20 protein-coding genes are annotated in these 22,627 nt (G+C 71.1%); 11 read left to right on the top strand and 9 right to left on the bottom strand.

Features of this window, described 5'->3' with window-relative positions:
- Window positions 1–61: 61 nt before the first annotated feature.
- Together ACOOHE_RS00260 and ACOOHE_RS00255 are read right to left on the bottom strand one after the other, a co-directional pair.
- Window positions 62–238 (bottom strand): DUF3368 domain-containing protein, encoded by a 177-nt coding sequence (locus ACOOHE_RS00260; RefSeq protein ID WP_420455796.1) that lies wholly within the window; start codon window positions 236–238, stop codon window positions 62–64.
- A 273-nt stretch (window positions 239–511) separates the two neighbouring features.
- Window positions 512–964, bottom strand: a complete 453-nt coding sequence (locus tag ACOOHE_RS00255) for a UPF0175 family protein (RefSeq protein ID WP_420455795.1) — start codon at window positions 962–964, stop codon at window positions 512–514.
- A gap of 6 nt (window positions 965–970) precedes the next feature.
- Between ACOOHE_RS00255 and ACOOHE_RS00250 the strand changes: the two genes are divergently transcribed.
- Entirely contained in the window at window positions 971–3,916 is a 2,946-nt protein-coding gene (locus ACOOHE_RS00250; RefSeq protein ID WP_420455794.1) for an SIR2 family protein, read from the top strand.
- A gap of 54 nt (window positions 3,917–3,970) precedes the next feature.
- Here ACOOHE_RS00250 and ACOOHE_RS00245 read toward each other — a convergent pair whose 3' ends face one another.
- Window positions 3,971–4,447 (bottom strand): DUF3368 domain-containing protein, encoded by a 477-nt coding sequence (locus ACOOHE_RS00245; RefSeq protein WP_420455793.1) that lies wholly within the window; start codon window positions 4,445–4,447, stop codon window positions 3,971–3,973.
- Window positions 4,444–4,698, bottom strand: coding sequence for a UPF0175 family protein (locus tag ACOOHE_RS00240; protein ID WP_420455792.1), 255 nt, complete (start codon window positions 4,696–4,698; stop codon window positions 4,444–4,446). Before ACOOHE_RS00240 ends, ACOOHE_RS00245 begins: the two co-directional genes overlap by 4 nt.
- A 190-nt stretch (window positions 4,699–4,888) precedes the next feature.
- On the opposite strand from ACOOHE_RS00240, the gene ACOOHE_RS00235 reads away from it, so the two are divergent.
- The 5 genes from ACOOHE_RS00235 (at window position 4,889) to ACOOHE_RS00215 (ending at window position 12,430) form a co-directional block, all read left to right on the top strand.
- Entirely contained in the window at window positions 4,889–6,259 is a 1,371-nt protein-coding gene (locus ACOOHE_RS00235; protein WP_420455791.1) for an alpha-amylase family glycosyl hydrolase, read from the top strand.
- Window positions 6,260–6,367: 108 nt separating this feature from the next.
- Window positions 6,368–7,204, top strand: a complete 837-nt coding sequence (locus ACOOHE_RS00230) for a hypothetical protein (RefSeq protein WP_420455790.1) — start codon at window positions 6,368–6,370, stop codon at window positions 7,202–7,204.
- Between the two features lie 121 nt (window positions 7,205–7,325).
- Entirely contained in the window at window positions 7,326–8,840 is a 1,515-nt protein-coding gene (locus ACOOHE_RS00225) for a hypothetical protein (RefSeq protein ID WP_420455789.1), read from the top strand.
- Window positions 8,837–10,087: a T9SS type A sorting domain-containing protein gene (locus tag ACOOHE_RS00220; protein ID WP_420455788.1), complete on the top strand. Its 1,251-nt coding sequence runs from the start codon at window positions 8,837–8,839 to the stop codon at window positions 10,085–10,087. Before ACOOHE_RS00225 ends, ACOOHE_RS00220 begins: the two co-directional genes overlap by 4 nt.
- 132 nt (window positions 10,088–10,219) lie before the next feature.
- On the top strand, window positions 10,220–12,430 hold the full coding sequence (locus ACOOHE_RS00215) for a hypothetical protein (RefSeq protein WP_420455787.1): 2,211 nt from the start codon (window positions 10,220–10,222) through the stop codon (window positions 12,428–12,430).
- Between the two features lie 105 nt (window positions 12,431–12,535).
- Here ACOOHE_RS00215 and mobA read toward each other — a convergent pair whose 3' ends face one another.
- The gene (gene mobA / locus ACOOHE_RS00210) at window positions 12,536–13,108 is read right to left on the bottom strand and encodes a molybdenum cofactor guanylyltransferase (protein ID WP_420455786.1); all 573 of its coding nucleotides are present in this window, start codon (window positions 13,106–13,108) and stop codon (window positions 12,536–12,538) included.
- Window positions 13,092–13,460 (bottom strand): DUF7009 family protein, encoded by a 369-nt coding sequence (locus tag ACOOHE_RS00205; RefSeq protein ID WP_420455785.1) that lies wholly within the window; start codon window positions 13,458–13,460, stop codon window positions 13,092–13,094. The genes mobA and ACOOHE_RS00205 overlap by 17 nt, the downstream gene beginning before the upstream one ends.
- Window positions 13,461–13,602: 142 nt before the next feature.
- On the opposite strand from ACOOHE_RS00205, the gene ACOOHE_RS00200 reads away from it, so the two are divergent.
- On the top strand, window positions 13,603–14,397 hold the full coding sequence (locus ACOOHE_RS00200) for a DMT family transporter (protein WP_420457641.1): 795 nt from the start codon (window positions 13,603–13,605) through the stop codon (window positions 14,395–14,397).
- A gap of 73 nt (window positions 14,398–14,470) precedes the next feature.
- Here ACOOHE_RS00200 and fdhD read toward each other — a convergent pair whose 3' ends face one another.
- The 3 genes from fdhD to fdhF all read right to left on the bottom strand — a co-directional run bounded on the left by fdhD (window position 14,471) and on the right by fdhF (window position 18,978).
- Window positions 14,471–15,322, bottom strand: a complete 852-nt coding sequence (gene fdhD / locus ACOOHE_RS00195) for a formate dehydrogenase accessory sulfurtransferase FdhD (RefSeq protein ID WP_420455784.1) — start codon at window positions 15,320–15,322, stop codon at window positions 14,471–14,473.
- Window positions 15,319–15,810, bottom strand: a complete 492-nt coding sequence (locus ACOOHE_RS00190) for a DUF1641 domain-containing protein (protein ID WP_420455783.1) — start codon at window positions 15,808–15,810, stop codon at window positions 15,319–15,321. Before ACOOHE_RS00190 ends, fdhD begins: the two co-directional genes overlap by 4 nt.
- A gap of 75 nt (window positions 15,811–15,885) precedes the next feature.
- Window positions 15,886–18,978 carry a formate dehydrogenase subunit alpha gene (gene fdhF / locus ACOOHE_RS00185; RefSeq protein WP_420455782.1) on the bottom strand — a complete coding sequence of 1,031 codons (3,093 nt, stop codon included), beginning with the start codon at window positions 18,976–18,978 and terminating at the stop codon, window positions 15,886–15,888.
- 153 nt (window positions 18,979–19,131) lie between these two features.
- On the opposite strand from fdhF, the gene ACOOHE_RS00180 reads away from it, so the two are divergent.
- The 4 genes from ACOOHE_RS00180 (at window position 19,132) to ACOOHE_RS00165 (ending at window position 22,588) form a co-directional block, all read left to right on the top strand.
- Window positions 19,132–19,668 (top strand): DUF1440 domain-containing protein, encoded by a 537-nt coding sequence (locus ACOOHE_RS00180; RefSeq protein WP_420455781.1) that lies wholly within the window; start codon window positions 19,132–19,134, stop codon window positions 19,666–19,668.
- Window positions 19,669–19,900: 232 nt separating this feature from the next.
- Window positions 19,901–21,220 carry a tyrosine-type recombinase/integrase gene (locus ACOOHE_RS00175; protein WP_420455780.1) on the top strand — a complete coding sequence of 440 codons (1,320 nt, stop codon included), beginning with the start codon at window positions 19,901–19,903 and terminating at the stop codon, window positions 21,218–21,220.
- 171 nt (window positions 21,221–21,391) lie between these two features.
- Window positions 21,392–22,036 (top strand): hypothetical protein, encoded by a 645-nt coding sequence (locus ACOOHE_RS00170; protein ID WP_420455779.1) that lies wholly within the window; start codon window positions 21,392–21,394, stop codon window positions 22,034–22,036.
- 135 nt (window positions 22,037–22,171) lie between these two features.
- Window positions 22,172–22,588, top strand: coding sequence for a hypothetical protein (locus ACOOHE_RS00165; protein WP_420455778.1), 417 nt, complete (start codon window positions 22,172–22,174; stop codon window positions 22,586–22,588).
- The last annotated feature ends 39 nt before the right edge of the window (window positions 22,589–22,627 follow it).

Genomic DNA, 22,627 nt, shown 5'->3' with positions numbered 1-22,627 from the left:
CCGCCATAGCCTCCCGGATAGAGCGCCCGTCCCGTTTCTCGCGGGGCGGGCGTTCGCCTGTTCACCCCTCGCCGGCGAGACGGAGGAGGGCGTCGTACGGAGCCTTGCCGAGGCGAAAGTTGTGCTCGTCACGAAGGGCATCCAGGACCGGGCGGACGCATCCGATGAGCCCGCTCGCTTTGGACGCGATCAGAACGCCGCCGGTCCCCGTGATCCGCAGTCCGAGGCGCTGCGCCACCTTCCGGCCTCTCGCTTCGTCGATGAGCAGTTGGGCGTCTGGGATCGACTGGGCGAGGGATGGCTTCCGCCTCGCCCCGGTCCAGCGGCCGGAGCAGACGGGCTACGTCGGGCGTCGGCGTCGGAGCCTGTTCTACGAGGAACCATGCCGGGCGCTGTCCAAACTCCTCGGCGACCGCCTCGGGCGCGCGGACGGTGAACAGCGCTGGTAGGACGTCGAGGTGCCCGACCCGGTCGAGCGCGATCAGACACGTCGCGTCGGTGACGACCAGCCTCACGGAAGCCCGCGCTCTTCCTTAAACGCCTCGACGAAGGCGACGTCGGACTCGTCGAAGGAGAGCGTAAGCGCCGGGATGCCCCGCTCGCGGAGCACCTCCAGAAAGTCGCGGTAGCTCAGGCCGGCGACCTCCGCGGCTCGGCCCACCGTCAGAGCGTCCTCCTGGAACAGGCCGATGGCGAGCACGAGGCGTGCGCGAGCTTCGTCGATGGACGGGGGCAGGTCGAGGGTCATGGCGGCGTCGGACGGGTCCGAGAAACGTACGACGCCGAGCGCCGGTGCCCCGCTGGCGCTCGGTGAGAGAGGCCACCGGCCCTGAGCGTCATAAGGCGTTCGCTCGTCCTGTCTCTCGCGGGGCGGGCATGCCTGTCTGTGCGGACCGTCGCCTCGTCGCCGGGGGCTGCGTCGTATCCTCTGCTCCGCCTGTCTCGGGCCGATCGAACGAACCATTTGGCTGTGTCCATCCCTCTGCTCTCAGCGAGCCAGTTCGTCAACACGGTTCTCGCTACTCCGGAGCGGGGCTTGGCGTACCTCGTGGGCTCGCCTATCGCTTACGACGAGGGGGGCGGTGTGCCCGGCGTGGGAGGGCTGATCGACATCATGCGCGAGGTCGCTTCGGAGGAAGACTTCGTAAGCGAATCCGCGTTCTACGATACGCTGCCGGAGACGGAGGACGCGGGCGAGATGTACCGGGCGGCGATGGGGTGGTGGGGAGATGAAGGCGGCGGCATCCCGCGGATCAACCAGATCGTCCGGCGGGCCGTGATGCGCGCCTGTCTGAACCCCGAGGCACTGGGCGATCCGCCGACGGGCGACGGTGCGCCGGACGATTGGTATCTGCCCCGAGGCGTGCGTGATCTCGCGGCGCTCGTCCGCTCAGGGGAGGAGAAGTTTGCCGGCCCCATCCTCACGACCAACTTCGATCCACTTCTCGAGCTCGCCATTCAGGCTGAAGGCGGCCTGTCCATCCCGGAGTCCATCGACTATCGAGACGGCTCGATCCGGGAGTTCAGCCCGGAAGAGCAACCCGTGATTCATCTGCACGGGTTCTGGCGAAAGTCAGACACGCTCAACACGGCCCCTCAACTGGGGACGGAGCGCCCCAAGCTCACGCGCTCGCTCGAACGGCTCCTCCGACACAGAAGGCTCGTCGTCGTCAGCTATGGGGGGTGGAACGACGTGTTCACGCGCGCCCTCATCAAGCTCATCCAAACGGAGGGGCTGGAAGTGGATGTCGTGTGGGGGTTCTACGAGGACGACCCCGAGACCATCGAACGCAAGTACGCGGACCTCATCGAGGGCGTGCGGCCTGAGATCGGCAATCGATTCAAAGCCTACGGAGGGGTCGATGCACACACGGTTTTCGGGGAGATGGTAGGGCATGTGCGGAAGAAGCGCGGGGAGCGGATTCAGCTCGCCATGCAGGGCGAAGACGTGGCCGAGGCCGATGTCGAGGAAGCGTCGCTCCTGAACGGATGGAGGCTCGTGGACGACGCCTTCCTCGGAAGCCTCCCCGAGCTTTCTCCCGCCGAGGTTATCCGCTACTTCGACGGCGCGGTCCCCTCGTGGCACCACGCGCTCTCCGACGCGATCCCCCGGCGGCGGCACATACAGCGCTTGCTGAACGAGCTACGCGAAGCAGAGGAGCAGGGTGGGGCCAGCTCGCTGCATCTCATAGAGGCGGCGGCGGGCGAGGGGAAGTCCACCCTACTGTTGCAGACGGCCGTGGACGCGGCCCGGCGCTACGGCTGGCGGGTGCTCGCCCGCCCGACGGCCACCCTCAGGCTGGACCCCGACAAGATCGAAGCCCTCGATCCCGACGTGCAGTGGCTCCTCGTCGCCGACGACGCCGAGAGCCTCGCGCGACGCCCGGACCGGCACACGCCGTCGGACCTCGAAGCGTGCGCAGAGCGTCTCCACGCACGCGGGCGCTCGAACGTCCACTTCCTGCTCGCCGCCCGCGACACCGACTGGCGGTGGACTGGGCGGAAGGTGGCTTGGGAAGACTGGCTCCGATTCCGGCCCCCTCCGCCGCTCGTGCTGCGCGGTGTGACCGCGGCGGACGCTGAGCAGATCGTGTCGGCGTGGGAGCAACAGGGGACGGACGCGCTGGGCGCGCTGGCCGAGGTGGACGCCGGAGCGCGGGCCGAGACCTTCCGCCAGGCCGTCGAAGCGAGCGGACGAGGGCGGGAGAAGGGATCGCTCCTGGGCGGGCTTCTCGAAGCGCGGCTCGGGGCGGCGGGCCTGCGCGCGCACGTCCGTTCGCTGCTGGCGCGGCTTCAGACGGTCCCCGTCCAGGGCAGCAGCCGGAGCCTCTACGATGCGCTCGTCTTTATCGCGGCGTGCCACTGCGGGCGGGGGCCGGGCCTCAGCCTGAACGTGCTGGCGGACCTGCTCGGGATCGACCGGGCCTGGGTGGGATCAACCGTGATGCGCCCGCTCGGCGAAGAGGCGGCGGCCGTGGGCGGCGCCGAGAGCGCCTGGACGCGCCACCCTCGCGTGGCCGAGGCTGTCATCGCCGAGGTAGAGGAGTCATTCGACACGGACCTCGCGGAGGTCTGGGCCGCCATCGTCCGGCAGACATTGGAGACTAGACGGGATGTATGGGTCCCTAAAGACAGCTTCGTCTACGTTGCCCATGCTGGGCCGCATCTCGTGAAAGACCTGACGATGCTATCGCCAGCGCGGCGGGGCTCGGTCGCCGTGGCTGCTGCACGCGCCTCCACCAGTGCATTGCCGGGGCGACTCGACGTAATAGTGAGTCTGGCTCGTACCCTGAGGAAACTCCGTCAGCCGGCAGAAGGAGCCGCTTTGCTTCGCACCCATCTTGATTCGGCTCCAGAGAAAGCAGATTATCGGAGAGTGATCCGTGGCTATTGGAACGAATGGGGAACCTGCGAGGGGGAAGCCGGCAACAGCGCGAGCGCGGCAGTGATTCAGAGTGCATCCGTCTCAGACTTGTTGAACCCAATGCCTCTCGACAGTGATAGGATCGCCCTGTCCTTCTCGGGAGCTGGAAAAGCATTCGAGAGACTCGTAAAAGGAAAATGCGATGTGTGGGGTTACGCTCTCAGAGGAGCTTCTACCATCGGCGTCCGGTCGGTCAATGCCAAGCGCGAGCACTTCGACTACTCGCACCGCAGATGCGACCGGCTGGGCATACCGAAACCTAGGGACCTACCTGAAGCGGTGGAGTGGTTCGAAGCGGGCGTTCGTGCCGCGCACCGGCTTCTCGAAGATGCGGAACTCGCAAGTCTGGCCGCGCCGGACGCCGTCACCTTCCTCGCCCTCCGTGCCCACCTCGGCATCGCAGACGACATCGGCGGGCAATCTGCAACGAAGCCACGCCCGAAAAAGCCACGTCCGCCGCGGCGAGACCGGGAGCCAGCAGACGGGCGCTGACATCGAAGGCGTCGCCCGCCCTGGCTGGATCGGCGTGACCTTTCCCTCCGTGTTTCAGTCCTCGCCGGCTTCTCGTAGCACCTGCTCGTAGATCGCGTCCGCCAGCCGGAAGCCGTGCCGGTCGCGCATCTCGTCGAGGACGGGGCGGACGGCCGCGAGCCGCCCCTCGCGCTTCGCGGTGAGGAGCAGCCCGGCGGTCTCCAAGATCGGGAGGCCGAATCCGGCGGCGGCCCGGCGCCCCCGTCGCTCGTCGGCGAGGAGCAGCGCGCCCGGGAGCGACCGGGCGAGCGTGATGGCCTCGGACTCGCCCCAGTCGAGGCCGCGCAGGAGCAGCCGCCGCACGCCCGCGCGGTCGGCGACCTCCACCTCGCGGAGCCAGCCCGGCAACGGGGCCGACGCCTTCGGCTCGTACTCGGCGACGACGGCGTGCGGCGCCACCACGTCTGTGAAGAGCGCCGGGAGCAACCCGAGCCGACCGACCCCGCTCAGCGCGATCAGGCACGACGTGTCCGTGACGACGAGTGGGCTCACGCGGCGTCGGTCCGTCGCTCGGTCTCCAACGCGCGGATCGTCTCCATCTCACGCGCCCAGTCCTCGTCGTCGTCGTAGATGTAGGCCGGGATGCCTCGCTCGCGGAGGGCGTCGAGGAAGTCGCGGTAGCTCAGGCCCGCAATCTCGGCCGCTTTTCCGACCGACACTTCCTCCTCCTGGAACAGGGCGATGGCGAGCAGCAGGCGCGCGCGCGCCTCGTCGATGGTCGGCGGGAGGTCGAGCGTGATCATGGGACCGGGGCGGGACGCCAGGCCAACGTACGACGCCATCCATCGGTGTCCTCCACCCGGGCGACGACGGCCACGGCTCCAGGCCGCACCCGCCGGACGTGGGGATACCTTCGGCCATCCCCGTTCGTCGCTGGCGCTGTCCACCCTGTCCCCCGCCGTCATGCCTGTTCTGCGTCGCCTCGTCCTCTTGATGTCCGCCCTGGCCGTGCTCGCCGGCTGCGCACGGCCCGCCGAGGTGGCCGAGCCGCCAGTCACAGGCAGAGCGTCGGCCGACAGCGCGGCGGCTCCGCCGTGGACGCCGCCGGACTGGGCCGAGGGCGCCGTGCTCTACGAGATGTTCGTCCCCGACTTCACGCCGGAGGGGACGTTCCGGGCCGCCGCCGCGCGCCTGCCCGAGCTCCGGGAGATGGGCGTGACCGTCGTCTGGCTCATGCCGATCCACCCGACCGGCGTCGAGGGCCGCAAGGAGGATCTGGGCTCGCCCTACGCCGTCCGCGACTTCTACGGCGTCAACCCGGCGCTGGGGACGGAGGCCGACTTCCGCGCGTTCGTCGACGCGGCCCACGCCCAGGGGCTCCGCGTGTTGCTGGACCTGGTCGCCAACCACACGTCGCCCGACAACGCCTGGGCCACCGAGCACCCCGACTGGTACACGCGCGGCCCCGACGGCGGCCTCACGACGCCGACCAGCCCCGAGGGCCAGCCAACCGACTGGACCGACGTGACCGACCTGGACTACTCGAACCCGGGCCTCCGGGCCGAGATGATCGACGTCATGCGCTACTGGGTCCGCGAGTTCGACATCGACGGGTACCGGTGCGACGTGGCCGGGTGGGTCCCGTACAGCTTCTGGGCCGAGGCCATCCCCGCCGTCCGCGAGATCAAGCCGGTCCTGATGCTGGCCGAGAACGACCTGGTGGGCATCCACCGGACCGGGTTCGACCTGACCTACGGCTGGCCCGAGTACGGCACCATGAAAGAGGTCTGGAAGGGCGCGCCCGTCTCGGATCTCACGGCGCTCGTGACCCGCGTCCAGGCCGAGCTCCCGCCGGGCGCCCGCCGGCTCCTGTTCACGACGAACCACGACGAGACGGCGTGGGACGCCACGCCGCCGGAGCTTTTCGGAGGCCAGGCCGGGGCGCAGGCCGCGTTCGTTGCCGCGGTCGCGCTCCCCGGCGACCCGCTCGTCTATAACGGCCAGGAGCTGGGCGTCGACGAGCCCGTCCCGTTCTTCAGCCGGACGCCCTACGACTGGACGGTCCGCCCCGAGGTCCGCGCCTTTTACGACCGCGTGCTCGAAGCCCACGCCGCCAGCCCCGCGCTCCGGTCGGGCGCCGCGTCGTTCCTCGCCCCCGACGCCGCCGACGTCCTGCTCGTCGAGCGGACGGCTGGCGAGGACCGGGCGCTGGTGGCCGTCAACGTCCGCGACCGCCGCTCGACGGTCGCCGTCCCGGCGTCGGCTCGTGGGGGTTGGCGGGACGCGCTGGCGGGGGGAGCGGCCGTCACGGTCGGGGACGAGGTCCAGCTCGGCCCCTACGAGTTCCGCATCTGGACCCGGTAGATGGCAGGCATCGCGAGGAGACTCTCGGACCCGCCGCTCGGACGAGGCGCGGGAGGTTGAGAAGAGGCGGCGGCCGTCGATACGAGGGAGTATCCACCGCTCCGGCTCGTGTCTCCGCTCCTCTTCGCCGTCCTCGCCCCGTTCGTCGTGGCCGCCGTCGCCCGGTGGGGGGCGGTGGCGGCGTACCGGCGCAAGGTGCCGGCGCTCGGGTTCCTGATCGTGGCGGCGGCCGGCGCGTCGACCTGGGCCCTCGGGGGCGACGTGGGGACCGGGCTTCCCTCCGCAGCCGAGCAGGCGATGGGGCTGGCGATCCCGTGGCTCGGCCTGGCATGGCTCGATGTCGCGTTCTCCGTCACCGGTCGGAGGGCGCCGGACTCGGCGTGGCCCCTCCAGGTCGGCGCCGGGGTGGCCGTTGTCACGAGCGCGGTGGCCGCGCTCGCGGTGGCGGGCTCCGCCGAGTGGGGGGCGTCTCCTGCCGTGGCCGAGCTCTGGCGTGTCGCCGCGGTCAACGGGGCGGTGGCATGGGCCGGCTCGGCCCTGGTCGTCTACGAGTACGCGAGCGACCGGCGTCCGCAGCGGTCCTTCTCGGTCGGGCGCGTCGGCGCGGTGCTGGTGCCGGTCGCCGTCCACGGGGCGCTGGCAGTCGGTCACGTCCCGATGGCGGGGGGAGCGCTCGCGATCCTCGCCGGAGCCGCCGGCATCGCCGCGTGGCCTCTGCGGGCGTGGGGACCGCGCCGGTTGACTGGCGCAGGCCCGCTCGCTCCATGGGCTCCCCCGCTGGGACGCCCCGTTCGTGCGTCGGCCCCCGTGCGGCGTCGGACGCCGGACGCCAGCAGTCCTGCGGCCGCCGAGCGGTCGCCGTCGGCTCTGTCCGTCCACGGACGGTCCGGGTACATCGGCCCGGTGTCGCACCGCTCGGCTCCGCGCCGAGAGTCGGCTCCGTAGGGCGCGGTCTGGCCGCCAGCGCGGGCACCATCTCGCAGGCATCGTCCTCGTTGTCGCGCGCCCGTTTGGGGAGGGATCGGGGCTATTCAGTGGTCGCAGGAGGTATCTTGCGCATTCCTAGATGTCAATTGCGACTCGGGTTGTGCTAACGAATATCAATGTCCTGTCTTTGATGGTCGGGCTCGCGACTGTCACGACTGTGGCCGCGCAGGCGCCATCAAATCCACCCGTCGACCCTGGCGTCGCGTGGACGGCGACGTTCGACGAGCCCAACCGTCCGCTGGGTGAGGGAGGAGAGGTCGTGTACGGCGTCGTCGGGGCGGCGGCGGGCGGCGTGTGCACGGCGGTCTCAGGGACCACGGTGGGTGGCGAGCATGGAGTCGCCGTCGCGCGCTACGAGGCCAGTGGCGCCCAGGTGTGGGGCGTGTCCGTCCCAGCCTGGGCAACCACGGACACCGCTCCGAGCGACGTAGCGGCAGTCGGGGACGATTGCGTGGTCGTCGCGTCCGTGACGGCGGACCGCGTGGACGTCGCCCGGGTGGGAGCAGGCGGAGTAGAGTGGGTTCGCACAGTTGAGTTCACAGACAACACGTCCACCCGGGCGTACGGGACCATCGAGGCCGATGGGGTCGGTGGAGTCTGGGTGGGGCAGTCGGTCAGCGACTACGTTGGACCCGGTTCCGTGCTGATCCACCTGGGACCTGACGGTGAGCCCGCTGCGCGAGTCGTGTTTCCGGCCTCCGAGAATCGGACGCGGAGCGCCAACGGCATTCAGGCTCTGGTGCCGGTGCCCGACGGTCGCCTCCTCGCTCTTGTCAACGCGGAGGCGGTCGCTCTCGTCGGGGCGGGTGGGGACTACGCCTTAACGCCCTTCGGCGACGACTTTGTAGCGACCTCCCTCGCCCTCAACGGGACTGGAGCCGACTCGGGCGTGATCGTGCTCGGGACCACGGCGGGCGACGAGGCCGAAGTCCGTCGGCTGCGTCTTGACGGCACCACCGCTTGGTCGACCACGCTCGGGCCGAGCGCCGAACGGGGCAACGCCTCCGTGGGCTCGGACAACATCGCGGGCCGCGATGGAGCCGTCTTTGCGATCTGGCAGACGGCCGCCGCTCCTCGCCTCGCCCGGCTCGGCGGCACCAGCGGGGACATCGTGTGGTCGGTCGATACGGCGGCGCCCATCGGGGCCCGACCGGACGGGCTCATCGCTGACGCGGAGGGCGTCGTGTTTACGAGCGACCTCGGGGGCTACTGGTCCGCCCACGATCTGGCTGGCGCTGTCCGCTGGGGCGAACCGCTCGATACGCCGACACCGAGGGCGCCAGGGACGCTCGTGCCGTGCGCCTCTGGAGGATCGTGCGCGTTCAACCAGGGCACGCTCACGGCCCGGTCGGCCGCAGGCATCGTCCTTTGGAGCGTAGCGTTTGACGAAGGTCTCGTCCCTGACTATGTCCTTACCGACCTCGCGTTGGCACCTGACGGTGGTGTCTACGTGACCGGGACTGCATGGGACGAGGACTTTGGAGAGGGCCTCTTCGTGGCTCGGGTCGCGCCCTCTGGGGCCATCGTGTGGTCTACGGTGGTCGACACCGAGGGGGCGGCGTTCAACCCGCGATTGGGCAGGGGCTGGTCGTGACGACAGGAGGGGGTGTCGCCGTAACCGCGACGGTGTTTGCACCCACGCGGGCGGTCGTCGCAGTCCTGGATTCGGACGGGGCCGCCCGGTTCGTCAAGTACGGAGGCGAAGAGACGAGCAGCCGAGGTGTCGCCGCGGTGGGCGACGGTGGGGTGGTCGTGGCTCTGGATCTTCTCGATGCGTCCCGACACCAGACTTCATTTCTCATCCGCTATGATGACGTAGGAGCGGAGGCTTGGGTCGCCGAGGTGCCGGGCACGGGGCCGCAGGTCGCGTTCGGTCTCTTCCGCACTCCCGACGGCGTCGCCATCGGGCAGGCTCTTTTCGCCCCGTCATTTGCCATCCAGGTAGACCGGTTCGGAGAGGACGGATCCTATCTGGGACGCACGAGGACGACGGGGACCGGAGGGTGCCATGCGTCCTACTCGTCGGGCATCGTCGCCGATGTGGACGGTCGTGGGACGGTGTTCGTCGGGACCAGACAGTCGGATGGGCCGCTCTCCTGCGCCCGAACGACGGTCCTGCGGTTCGGGCCTGGAGGGGCGGGAGAGGCGACGTACGGAGTCGAGTTCAGTGACCTGCCACCGTTTGCAACCGACGCACACGAGGACGGCGGTGTCGCGTTCGCCTACGCCGGTCCGGGTGGGCCTCGCCTCGCTCGGGCCTCTGCAGAGGGCGACGTTCTCGCCGACATCCCTCTCGCTGCAACGGGACCGATCACGGGCGTTGCCGCCGGTCCCGGTGTGTCGGCGTTCGCGGTAGGATTCGATATCTCGCCCGATGCGGGTGCGCTTCCGTTCGCGGTCAGCGTCGGGGACGATGGGACACCACAGCGCGCGATGCTCCCCCGGCTCGGCGGTCTCGCGACCGAGGCTGGTGTCGTCGTCCTCGGCGTAGACGGAGCTGGCTACGTCGTCCTCAACGCTCAAGCGAATGGCGCCCGTCCGGCCGCCGTGGCACGGGTTGAAGACGCGGTCCCGGTCTCGGCGGAGCGGAGTCGGAGCCAAGCGCGAACGCTCGTTTCAGCACTCGGGCCGAACCCCGTCCGCAGTGGAGCGTCGGTCCGCGCTCGACTCCGTGCTCCCGTCCGTGTGACACTCTACGACGCGCTAGGACGACAGATCATGGTACGCTCCGAGACCGTCGGTGAGGTTGAGATCACGATGCCAAACGTCGCGGGCGTCTATGCCCTCCGGGTCGAGGGCCCGCATCACTCGGTGACATATCCCATCGTTGTGGTTCGCTGAGGCGGGAGAGCGTCGCCATCGTCCTCCCGCGCGTCCGTGGTGGGGGGGCGTGCTGCCTCAACAGCTCGGGCGGTCGCCCGTGCATCCATACGCGGCCGACCCGTACGTTGCCGGTCCACCTCGCCTGGACCCATGCGTGTTCTCGTTCTGCTAGCCGTTCTCGCCGTGGTCCCGGTCGCCAGCGCCCAGCCCGCGGGCGACTGCCCAGTGCCGGTCGTGTTCGTCCACGGCTACACCGGCAGCCAGGGCTCGTGGGAGCCGTTCACCGGCGACCCCGACGTGGTCGCCATCTGGGGCCCGCGCGCCGACGTGTTCCACGCCGTCCTCAATGCGTACGAGAACGAGGAGCGGATCGCCGGACCCGACGGCGTGCGCGACACGGCCGACGACGACGTGCTGATCGCGTTCGCCAACCTCTCCAACGACCTCGCGCCGGGCTGTGTCTACGCCGCCAACTGGGAGAACTTCTGGAACGAGGACCCCGGCAACCCGCTCATCGAGATCAACGGCGGCGACTCGCCCGGCGGTTTCTTCGCGCGCGAGAGCGACTCGAACGAGGAGGCGGCCCAGAAGCAGGGCTACGCGCTCGGGCGGATGATCGCGGCCGTCCTCGCGGCCAACCCGGGCAAGGACCGCGTGGCGCTCGTCGGCCACTCGATGGGCGGGCTCGCCATTCGGGAGTACCTCCAGCGCCGAGGCGCCACCGGCGCGCCAACGTGGTGGGTCGAGCCGACCGAGGCCGCCGGCCACCGCGTCGCGCGCGTGCTGACCGTCGGGACGCCGCACCGGGGGAGCAACCTGTTCGGCAACCCCCTATTCACCGGAGAGGGCCTCGACGGGACGCCCGACATCAACAGCGCGGCCGTCCGCGACCTCCGCTACTCGTACCTCTGCATCTTCTGCGACGGGCCCGGCCCGTACCTCTGGGGCGGCGACGAGGACGGCATCGCGGCCGGCTTCCACACCGACGACGTGGACCTCGACGGCGACGAGACCTCGACTCTCACCGGCATCAACGTCGACGGGCGCGACCAGGGCGAGGACGACGCCGAGGACGGGACGACGGACAACCCGGCCATGCCGCTCCCGACCGACGTCCGCTACACCTGGCTGACGTCGGACGTCGGGACGAGCGGCGACTTGGTCGTCGACCTCAAGCGCCAGTGGATCTACGACGCCGACGGGCCGGTCCCCAGCGACGGCGTCCCGCACCGGCTGGCCGACTCCCTCCTCACCGACTCGTTCCACCTGGGCCAGCAGGAGGACACCGACGCCGTCATCCGCGGCCTCGACGAGCCCGACTATCCCATCCACGCCTACACGCTCGCGGTCGGGCCGACGTACGCGGCCACCTCGACCGTCCGCGCCGCGCTCGCGCCGGACGGCCCGCCGACGACCGACCCCGACTGGTTCCGCGTCGTCGGCCCGGCCCGGTTCGTGGTGATCCCGACGCCGGGGCTGGCCGGGCGGATCGACCGCTACGGCGGGACGCCGCCGCCTCACACGACGGCCGACGGCGAGGCCAGCGCCGCGTGGGACGCCGGCGACACCCGGCGCGCGCTCATCGTGGGGCCCGGCCTCCACCACGTCCGCGTGACGCACACGGGCGTCGGGCCCCAGAGCTGGCGGACGCCCTACACGGTGACGGCCGAGCCGTTGCCCCTCATCGTGACGGTCGCGCCGCGCGAGTCGCCCGTCGTGATCGGCTCCGGCGGCGGCGGGTTCCGGTGGGACGCGCAGCTGAAAAACCGGAACGCGATCGAGCTCCCAGTCGACGTCTGGGCCGACGCGCTCGGGCCGGACGGCCAGCCGACGGACCTGCTGCTGGCGCCGCGCGCGACGACGGCCCGCCCCGGCCGGACGACGCGCGTCACCGTCCGCCAGTGGGTCCCCCGCACGGCCGCACCCGGCGTCTACACCTACCGCGTCTTCGTCGGCACGTACCCGGACGCAGACCAGACGGTCACCTTCCCGTTCGAGAAGACGACCGCCCCCTCGTCGTCCGTCGTCGCCGAGTGGGCCGCGGAGGAGGTCGGCGACGGCGACGCTTTCGAACGGGCGGACCTGACGGCCGCTGCGGAGACGGTTGCCGTGGGCGCCCCGAGCCCGAACCCGTTCGGCGACCGGCTCACGATCCCGCTCGCGCTCGACGCCCCGGCCACGGCGACGGTCGCCGTGTTCGACGTGCTCGGCCGTCGCGTGGCGACCGTCTGGGACGGACCGCTCGGGCCCGGCGCGCACCGGCTGGTGTGGGACGCCGCCGACGCCGCGCCCGGCCCCTACGCCGTCCGCACGGTGATCGACGGCCAGGCCACGGTCCGCCGCGTGGTCCGCGCGCGGTGACCCGAGTCGTGCCTCCAGCCTTCGGGTCGATCAGGACCGAGGACGGGGGACGGAAGACCGTCCGAGACGGAGGCCGGTCCCCGGTCCTCCGTCTCCGGTCCCTCTTCAGCCGTCGGCCGGTCCCAGGTCGCCGGGCGCGTTCACGTTGTGGAGCGCGCCGCCCTCGACCCGGACCTCGCGGACGGCCAGCCGGTCCAGCAGGTCGCGGAGCGCGAGCCGGCCGGCCGCGACGTGCTCGGCCACGACGGGCTCGACCGTCCGCGTCCGCCACAGCGCGCACGTCGGCTGGCGGCCGCCGCCGGGGTCGGTGGCCACGAGCACGTCGGCGCCGTCGGCGGGGGCGGCGAGGAGCGGGCGGAGGGCGGCCGGCGTGAGGTACGGCAGGTCGACGGCCGCCGACAGGAGCCACGGCGTCTCGGCGTCCGCCAGCCCGGCGGCGAGCCCGGCGAGCGGCCCGCCGCCGGCCACCGGGTCGAGCACGACGCGCGCGGCGACGGGGTACGCGCGCGGCTCCGTCCCGGTCGCGACGAGCACCTCGCGCGCGTGCGCCGCCAGCGCGGCGTGGACGAGGGCGACGAACGGGACGCCGCCGAGCGCCGCGAGCGCCTTGTCACGGCCGAACCGCGTGCTGCCGCCGCCGGCCAGGACCAGGCCCGTCACGTCATCCGGTCGGTGCATCGGGGTGGGGGAAGGCGTCGGCGGCATCGGCCGGGCGGTGGAGGCAGTCGAACTCCTTCTCGACCGTGATGGCGAGCGCGTGGCCGTCGCCCGCGTCCTGCGTGGCCTCGAACCCGACGTGGATGTCCTCCTCCCATCCGTCCACCCACTCGCGCGGGACGGAGACCGTCACGGTCGAGCCCTCGACCTCGGCGCCGAGACGCGGGACGTCGGCCGCGCGGAGACGGTAGACGAGCGACGACCCGGGGGCGACGTGCGTGGTCGCCTCGACGGCGCCCGTCTGGTCGAGCGTTCGGAGGTCGCCACGTGACAAGCGCAGGCGAAGGGCGTCGTCGTGGATGCGGAGCTTCATGAGGGGAGGAAGAGTGCGGAGAGGGCGGGAGGTGATTCTGCTCCTCACGCCTCACCCCTCGGGTCGGTACGTTCGGCGCTCGCCCGTGCTCCCCGTGCCGACGCCCTCCCGATCCGCCGTCCTGCTGCTGACCTCGGCGACGATGGCGGCGTTCGCGGCCAACTCGGTCCTGGCCCGGCTGGCACTGGCGACGACCGCGACGGACGCGGCGTCGTTTACGGCTGTCCGCGTCGTGGCCGGGGCCGTCGTGCTGTGGGCCGTCGTCCGCGCGCGGCGACGGTCGGTCGGGGGGAGCTGGGCCTCGGCCGTCGCGCTCGTGGTGTACGCGGCGTCGTTCTCCGTCGCGTACCTCCAGCTGACGGCGGGAACGGGCGCGCTCGTCCTGTTCGGCGCCGTCCAGCTGACGATGATCGGGTGGGGGATCTCGCGGGGCGAGCGGCTGAGCGGTCCGGCGTGGCTCGGCATCGCGGTCGCGGTCGGCGGGCTGGTGGCACTGCTGCGGCCTGGCCTCGACGCGCCGCCGCTCGGTCCGGCCCTGGGGATGGCGGCGTCCGGCGTCGGGTGGGGCGTGTACTCGCTGCGCGGACGCGGCTCGGCGCAGCCGGCGGCCGACACGGCGGGCAACTTCTTGCGGGCCGTCCCGCTCGCAGCGGTCTTGCTGGTGCCGACGGCGCTCGGCCCGGGCCTCGCGATGGACGGGCCGGGCCTGGGCTACGCGCTCGCGTCGGGCGCCGTGACGTCGGGGCTGGGCTACGTGCTGTGGTACGCCGTCTTGCCGTCGCTGCGGGCGGCGTCGGCGGCGACGGTCCAGCTCAGCGTGCCCGTTCTGGCGGCGTTCGGCGGCGTGCTGATTCTGGACGAGGCGGTGACGCTCCGACTCGTGCTGGCGTCGGTGGCGACGTTGGGCGGCATCGCGCTGGTGGTGCGGCGGCGCTGAGGGGTTGGGGGACTGAGAGGGCGTGGCGTGCCACGCCCCTAACGGATGCCTTGGCCAGGTACCGCCCCTGGCCTCATGCCCCTTGCCTCTCCACTCGCCCCGCTCCGGCGTACACGTTGAACCGGCCGTCGCGGACGAACCCCAGCAGCGTCATCCCGTGCTCGGTCGCCAGGTCGACGGCCAGCGATGACGGGGCGCCGACGGCGGCGAGCACCGGGACCCCGGCCATCAGCGCCTTCTGCGCCAGCTCGAACGACGCCCGGCCACTCACCAGCAGCACGTGTTCGGCCGGCACGCGCGCGCCCTCCGCCAGAAACGAGCCGACCAGCTTGTCGACCGCGTTGTGCCGCCCGACGTCCTCCCGCACCCGGACGAGGCCGCCGTCGGGCGTGAAGAGGGCGGCGGCGTGGAGCCCGCCCGTCTGCTCGAACACCGCCTGCGACTCGCGGAGCGCGCCGGGCAACCCGTGGATCACGTCGGGCCGGAGCGACGGGCCGCCGGGCAACACGGGCGCGCCGGAGACGGCGACGGCGTCGAGCGACGCCTTCCCGCAGACGCCGCAGCTCGACGTCGTGTACACGCGCCGCTCGAGCCGGCCGACGTCGAACTGGACGTGCTCGGCCAGACGGACGACGACGATGTTGGGGTCGCGCCGGCCGCCCTGGAGCGGAGTATGCGCCACGTCGAGCACGTCGGCCGGGTCCGCGATCACGCCCTCGCCGGCCAAGAAGCCGAGCGCGAGCGCGGGGTCGTGGCCCGGCGTCCGCATCGTGACCGCCAACCGTTGGACGCGCGGCTGGCCGTCGGTCCCCCAGCGCAGGCGGATCTCGAGCGGCTCCTCGACGGCCACCCAGTCGTGGTCGGTCTCCGGCGCCCCGTCGCGGACGCGGACGACGGACACCTCGCGGGCGCCGACCGCCGTCATGCGGGCCGGGCGCCGTCGCGCCCGTCGTGGTTCGAATAAACCGGCGGCTGCGGGTCGTGGAGCTGGCGGCCCAGCGTGCCGACGAGCGTCAACGCGGCGTCGAGCCCGCGGCGGACCTCGGGCTGGCGCAGCTTGGCCAGGACCGACAGCGAGCCCGGCGCGTCGTCTTTGTCATTGAGCCGTTCGCTGGCGTCTTCAAGGGCCCGGTCGAGCGCGGCCACGAACCGGTCGAGCCCGTCGGCGTCGATCCGGCCGAGCAGCTTGGCCAGCACCAGCAGGTTGGCCAGCCCATTCCGCCCCTCGTCCGTGTTGAGCCCATCGAGGACCACGGCCACCACGTCTTGGAACTGGCCGATCAGCCCGTTCAGCACGCGCAGCGTGCCCGACGTGTGGAGCGTCTCGAGCAGCCGCGCCAGGTCGTCGGCCGCGGTGAAGGCCTCTTGACCGGGCGGCGCTGGCGGAGGCTCGAAGGCGATGGGTTGGGCCATGTGGGGAGGTACAGCGGTACGGGGTACAGTCAGGACGGGATCGTACCGCGTACCCGGTACCCCGTACCCGGCGCGTCATGCGCCGTTGTACCCGACCGGCGGGCAGGGGACGACGGGCAGCTCATAGTCGGGCCGGGCCCACTTGCGCTCGACCTCGACGCCGTGCTGAGGCGTCGGCGAGCCGTAGCGGTGGTGGGTGGCCGAGATCGGACGGCGGCGACGCCCGTTGGTTGGAGGGCCGTCGAGCACCTCGAGCCGGACCGCCAGCTCTTTGTAGGCCGGCGTGTGGCTGTCCGGATCGACCACGTTCGACGTCAAGTAGTTGACCGCGTGCTCGGCCGACGACAGCGGCATCCAGAGCTCGCCGTCGCGGACCTGGGCGCTCACCAGCACCTGCACCTTGACGGCCCCGCGCCGCGACACCAGCCGCACCCAGTCGCCGGTGTCCAGCCCGCGCTCGGCCGCCAGCGCCACGCTCACCTCGACGTAAGTGTCGGGGATGATCGCATTCAGCCCGGCCGACCGATGCGTCTGGTTGCCGACGTGGAAGTGCTCCAGATTCCGGCCCGAGTTGAGGTGGAGCGGGTACTCGTCGTCGGGCTGGTCGCTGGGCTCGGTCCACGCCAGCGGGTAGAGCCGGGCCTTGCCCTCGGGAAGGTGGAACCCGTCGGTGTACAAGAGCGGCGTGTCCGTCCCGTCGGCGTCGACGGGCCAGCAGAGCGACCGGTAGCCCGCCAGCCGCGCGTAGCTGACGCCGGCGAACAGCGGCGTCGTGGCCGCGATCTCGTCCATGATCTCCGACGGGTGGCCGTAGCCCCAGTCGTGGCCGAGGTGGCGCGCGAGGCCGGTCAGGATCTCCCAGTCCGGCCGGCTGTCGCCGAGCGGGTCCATCGCCCGGTACAGCCGCTGGATGCGCCGCTCGGTGTTGGTAAACGTCCCGTCTTTTTCGAGACTCGGCGACGCCGCCAGCACCACGTCCGCGAACTCGGCCGACTTCGAGAAAAAGATCTCCTGGACGGCGAAGAAGTCGAGCTTCGCCAGCGCCTCCTGCACGTAGTGCGCGTTGGCGTCGACGAGCGCGATCTCTTCCCCCACCAAAAAGAGCGCCTTCAGCGACCCCTCGTGGATGGCCTCGATCATCTCGCGGTTGTCGAGCCCTTTCTTGGTGGAGAGCTCGACGCCCCACGCCCGCTCGTAGCGCTGGCGCGCCTCGTCATCGTCGAGCTTCTGGTAGCCCGGGAAGTAGGTGTTGACCGAGCCTAGGTCCGAGCAGCCCTGGACGTTGTTGTGGCCCCGGAGCGGGTAGCCGCCCGTGCCCGGCCGGCCGTAGTTGCCGGTGACCAAGAGCAGGTTCGAGATCGCCGTGCTCGTGTCGGACCCCATCGAGTGCTGCGTCACGCCCATCGCCCACAGCCCGCAGACGGTCTCGGCCCGGGCCACCCGCTCGGCCACGTCGACGAGTGTGGCCTGCGGGATGCCGGTCCGCTCTTCCGCGTACGCGAGTGTGAACGGCGCCAGGCTCTCGCGGTAGCTCGCCTCGTGGTTGACGTGGGCGTCCAAAAACGCGCGGTCCTCCCAGCCCTGGTCCAGGATGTGCTTGGCGACGGCGCTCAGCCAGACCAGGTCGGTGCCCGGGTTCGGGCGCAGGAAGACGTCGGCGCGCTGGGCGGTCGTGTGGGCCCGGAGGTCGGCGACGACGTGGGTCTGGCCGCGACGCTTCTGGGCCGCGCGGAGGTGGGCCGCCAGGACGGGGTGCGAGGTGTCCGTGTTCGAGCCGACGATCAGGACGAGGTCGGCGTTGCGGATGTCATCGAGGGTGCCGGCGTCGCCGCCGTAGCCGACCGTCCGCCACAGGCCGACCGTGGCCGGCGCCTGGCAGTAGCGCGAGCAGTTGTCGACGTTGTTGGTCCCGAACACGGCGCGGGCCAGCTTCTGGACGAGGTAGCTCTCCTCGTTTGTCGCCTTCGACGACGCGATAAAGGCCACGCTGTCCGGCCCGTGCGCGTCGGCGATGGCCCGCATCCGCCGGGCGACCGTCGCCAGCGCGTGGTCCCACGACGCCTCGGCGAACGTCTCTCCGCCCCGGCCGTCGGGGACGCGGACGAGCGGCGCGCGCAGCCGGTCGGGGCTGTTGACGTAGTCCCACCCGAACTTCCCCTTGACGCACGTCGAGATGCCGTTCGCCGGGCCCTCCCCGGTCGGCTCGATCTTGAGGATCGTCCGCTCCCTCGTCCACACGTCGAACGAGCAGCCGACGCCGCAGTAGGTGCAGACGGTCTTCGTCCGGTCGATCGACGCCTCGCGCATCGCGGCCTCGGCGTCCGACAGCGCAAAGATGGGCGAGTTGCCGACGAACGGCTCGATGGCCTTGACCACGTCGACGGCCGGGGCGAACACGTCGGACCGGAGGCCGGTAAAGTGGCCGGCCTGGCCGATCATCGACTTCTCCATGAGCGCGTTGCACGGGCAGACGGTCACGCAATGCCCGCAGCCAACGCACGACGACTCGCCCGCGAGCGCGCCGCCGTCCCACTGCACGCGCGGCACGTCGGCCTCCCAGTCGATGGAGAGCGTCTCGGTCACCTGGACCTCCTGGCACGCCTGGACGCACTTGCCGCAGACAATGCACTGGTCGGGGTCGTACTGGTAAAACGGGTGGCTCGCGTCGACCTCGTACGGCTTGCGCTCGAACGGGTAGCGCTGGTGCTCGACGGCGACGTGTTTGGTCGCGTTGTGGACTGGGCAGTCGCCGTTGTTCCGGTCGCAGACGGTGCAGTACAGGTTGTGGTTGCCCAGGAGCCGGTGCATCGCCTCGTCCCGCGCCGCGCCCGCCGCCTCGGTCCGCGTGCTCACCGCGAGCCCCGCGCGGACAGGCGTGGCGCAGGCCCGCGCCAGCTTCCCGTCGACCTCGACGAAGCAGGTGTCGCAGGTCTGGATCGGGCCCAGCTCGGGCTGGAAGCAGACGTGGGGGACCGAGTGGCCGCCGGGCCCGCCCTCGGTCGCGGTGGCCTGCCCGTCCGCGCGGTCGAGGCGGTCGAGGAGGGTCGCCAGCCACTCGCCGTCCCAGCCCTCGACCGGCCGGCCGTCGACGGTGAGCGAGACGGGCTGCCGGGTGGCGTCGGCGGCGACGGCGTTGTGGGCCTGGGGGCCGGGGCGCGGCAGGTCCATGCGGAGGCGGCGTGAAGGGGCCGTCGGTACCCCTCCCCGACGCGCGAGGGTCCGCAGCCGGGCCCAAGTGAGGTGGGGTGGACCCTGACCCCATGCGTCGAGACGAACCCCGCGCGGCGTGGCTCGTCGGAGCGGCCCCCTCTCCGCCCCCTCATGGCCTCCGCCTCCCTCCGCCCCTCGTTGTGGAAGGGCGCCGTCGCCGGGCTAGCGGGCGGGCTCGTCGGCACCTGGGTCAAGAGCCAGGCCGAGCCCGTGCTGCAAGACCTCGGCGAGCGCTGGTTCCCCCCGACGCATGCCGAGAAGGAGCGGCCCGGCGCCGACGTCCAGGGCCACCCGGACCGAATGCCGCCCTCGACGCTGGCGCAGGAGGCCACCGACGTGGTCGGCGTGACGCTGAGCCGCGACGAGACGCTGGAGGCCCAGGGCGCCATCCACTGGGCGTTCGGGACGTCGGCGGGCGTGGCCTACGGCGTGCTCGCCGAGGTGAGCGACGCCGAGGTTGGGTTCGGCGTGCCCGCTGCCGCGGTCCTCTTCGCGGCCACCCACGGGACCACGCTCCCGGCGGCCGATCTGCAAGCCGACCCCGACCGGATGCCGACGGCGTGGTGGGTCTGGGAGCTCGACTCGCACCTCGTCTACGGGTTCGCCGTCGACCTCGTCCGCCGGGGCGTCCGCCGGGCGCTGGGGTGACCACGCCGCGAGGTCGCTCGACAAAAAACCGGCCCCCACAGAAGCGGAGGCCGGTCTGAGTGGGCTCTACTGAACGCGAACCCCGCCCCCGATCCGACCCGGACGAGACCCTGGAAAGCGGCCTGGCCCGTTGGAAACGCACTATCTTGATGGCCCGCCCGGTCTATCCGCGGGTGGTACCACCGTCGAGAGTGGTACCCATAGTGGTACCTGTTTTTCCCAGGCCGGCCCCGTGCGCCTCTCCGTCGTCGCCCTCCCCAAGCCGAACCGACAGGGCGAGCTCCCGCTCTACCTCCGGATCTCCCATGGCGCCGGGACCAAGCGCCACGTGGCCCTCGGCTTCCGCGTCCACCGCGACGACTGGAACGGGCGCAAGGGCGAGGTCCGCCGCTCGGCCCCCGAGGCCCACCACCTCAACCAGATCCTGGCCGACCGGCTCGCCGACGCCCAGGGCGCCGTCCGCGACCTCCTCGCCGGCTCGCGCCACGTCGACCCCGACCGGGCCAAGGCCGTCGTCGAGGCCGCGCTCCACCCGGCCCCCGAGTCGGCCGCCCCCGACGGCACCGGGCTCGTCGCCTACGGCCGTCGCGTCCAGGCCGACTGGGCCGCCCGCGGCAAGATCGGGACCTCGCTCGTCTACGGCACCGCGCTCGGCCACTTCGAGGACACCGTCCGCCGCGAGACCGGCGACCCCGACGTCGACGTCGAGGATCTCACGCCGGCCCTCCTCCGCGCCCACGAGGCCCGGCTCCTCGCGCCCAAGCCGGCCGGGCTTGGCCACAAGCGGAACTACGTCGCCAAGCAGCTCTCGACGCTCCGGGCCGTCCTCCGACGGGCCGCCCGCGATGGCGTCCCCGGCGCGGCCACGGCGGCGACCGTCGCCGCCACCATCCGCGTCAAGCGCGAGCGGGTCGAGAAGGCCCGCCTGACGCTCGACCAGGTCCGCGCGCTCGAGGCGGCCCGCCCCGACCTCTCTGGCCGCGCGGCCGACGCCCTCGACTGGTGGCTCTTCGCGTTCTACGCCGGCGGTATGCGGTTCGGCGACGTGGCCACGCTCCGGTGGGCGCAGGTCGACCGGGACACGGACGGCACGCCGACCTACGTCCGGTGGCGTCAGCGGAAGACGGGCGACGCCCAGGGCGTCCCGCTCCTCCCGCCGGCTGCCGAGATCCTCGCGCGGTGGCTCCCGCGGACCGGTCCGGGCGGCCACGAGGCCTCGCCGTTCGTGTTCGGCCTCGTCACCGAGGACCAACTGTCCGACCCGCGCAAGGCCCGCTCGCGGATCCAGTCGATGAACGCGCTCGCTCGGAAGCTCATGCGCCAGCTCGCCGAGCGGGCGGGGGTCCCGTACGTCGGGTTCCACGGGGCCCGCCACTCGTTCGCCGACGTGCTCCGCCAGAACGGGGCCTCGGTCTACACGATCTCGAAGGCGCTCGGCCACTCGTCGATCGCCGTGACGGAGGCGTACCTCGCCGCGTTCGACCGGGCCGACGTTGAGGCCGAGATGCGGAGCGCGTTCGGACCCGGAACTGGCGCGCAACTCGAGCACTGAGCCGTGCACGAGGGGGGGCATACCGGAGACCGAACAGAGCGGCGTCGGCCGGACGGTTGAAGCGCGGTGAGAGGGAGTTGCCCGTTCCCGTAGCGGCGTGAGGCATACCTTACCGCTCCTGACGAATAGAACATCAGTAGTCGGAGCCGCTTGCCTTCCTCGGAGTCCAGAATGACGAATCAGGACGCAGAGCCGACCACGGGGCTCTTTCTTGTTGAGTATGCGGTCAGACTCCTGGGAGACCGGGATTGGGAAGACTTAAGGGCCAGCGTTGCCAACAGAATCCGCTGGATCGACTACACAGATACACGCATTGACTCAGAAGACGTTTTGCAGAGCGCGCTTTCGAAGGTCCTCGATGGTTCAGTTGGGGGAGGGTGGCTGCTGCTAGGAACCATTGACTTGACGAGCGTCATGAGAGAGATGCACTTATTGTTGCTCAGAGCTTGCGTGAGGGAGTATTCCAACATGGTTAAAAGAGCCAGCTTCGCCAGAGAGAGGCCATGGTCAGATGACATCCATTCGGTGCCTGGGCAGGGTCCGGTAGACTCTGAGGAACTGTATCAGTTGTTTCGAGCGGCCGTCGAGCGGGCGTGCGACCGAGTAGGTCTCGACGATGAGGCCTCGAAGATGTTGGCGTATCAAGCAGGGACGGGCGAGGTCAACAGGAGGACCGTAGCGGAACATTTGGCTGCAGTATCGGGGCGGCCTGTCCGCGTCAATGACGTGACGAACGCCAGACGCCGGGTGAAGAACGTCGAAGACGAGCTGCGGGAGGCGCTGTCGGTTGAGTTGGGCACTCTAGGGGCCGATTGACCCTCTCGTCACCATCACTTACATTGGTCGCCTTGCGTCATGTCTACCACCTTGCCTCCTACTCCGGGACAGCTTTCGAAAGGGGACCCGTCTCCGGACTGGCTGTCTAGCGCTCTCGCTAATGCCCGCCGGAGGGTGACGGGCTCGGACCGCTCGTCCGCAGGCGCGTTGGTTGTCGGGTCCCGCTCCTACGCCGTCTACTCCTCGCCCTCGCTTGAGAGTGGAGAGCAGAGGTTTGAGATTGAGATTGCGGGCGTGATAGAGGTCCGCCAGTCGGTCCGTGCAGCGAAAGGCGAGATGAGTGTGGTTCTCGGTGACGAGGTAGTCGATCTCCACCTCTCACCCCCACAGGACCGTCAGGGCGAGGAAGAGGCCCCGCGAGGCTCTAGCAGGAGATTCAGGATGGCAGCATCCTCGCAATCCACGACAGGCACCGGGGATGGAGAGAGGCCCGTGCTGGTCGATGCCAACGGACGCGGGAGCATCGTCGCGGACTCGGACGGGCGCCCCATGCTTGTGCTCGCACCCAACTCCGTTGTAGAGTCGTCCTGATCCGCTATGCCGCCGGCCCTAGCTCTGCGGTCGGTTGGC

The organism is Rubrivirga sp. (genome assembly GCF_965213695.1).
Classification (GTDB): Bacteria; Bacteroidota; Rhodothermia; order Rhodothermales; family Rubricoccaceae; genus Rubrivirga.
The sequence above is the reverse complement of the archived record's forward strand: the minus strand, read 5'-3'. Positions and strand labels throughout refer to the sequence as shown.